Source organism: Undibacterium sp. SXout7W, assembly GCF_049339385.1.
Taxonomy (GTDB): domain Bacteria; phylum Pseudomonadota; class Gammaproteobacteria; order Burkholderiales; family Burkholderiaceae_D; genus Undibacterium.
This window is the reverse complement of sequence record NZ_JBMPPF010000124.1, coordinates 1-321: the sequence shown is the minus strand read 5'-3', so window position 1 is coordinate 321 and position 321 is coordinate 1. Positions and strand designations below refer to the sequence as shown.

Annotated in this window: 1 protein-coding gene; it reads left to right on the top strand. The window is 62.6% G+C overall.

Features of this window, described 5'->3' with window-relative positions; all coding sequences use genetic code 11:
• On the top strand, positions 1–321 hold a 321-nt coding region (locus ACO0LB_RS20765), incomplete at both ends, for a hypothetical protein (RefSeq protein WP_423052621.1).

Genomic DNA, 321 nt, shown 5'->3' with positions numbered 1-321 from the left:
TGGTGCTGGCGCGTGAAGACGTGCCGGGCCAACAGCATCTGGTCGCCTACCTGGTCGGCAGCTTTGATGCCGACGCACTGCGTGCCGATCTGTTGCAAAGCCTGCCGGAATACATGGTGCCTGCGCACTTCATGCAGCTCGATGCCTTCCCTCTGACATCGAACGGCAAGGTTGACCGCAAGGCGCTGCCTGCGCCGGATATGACTGCCAATGCGGCCGCCTACGTCGCGCCGCGCACGGCGGAGGAGGAGACGATCGCCGCGATCTGGGCCGACGTTCTCAAGCTCGAACAAGTCGGCGTGCATGACAACTTCTTTGAAC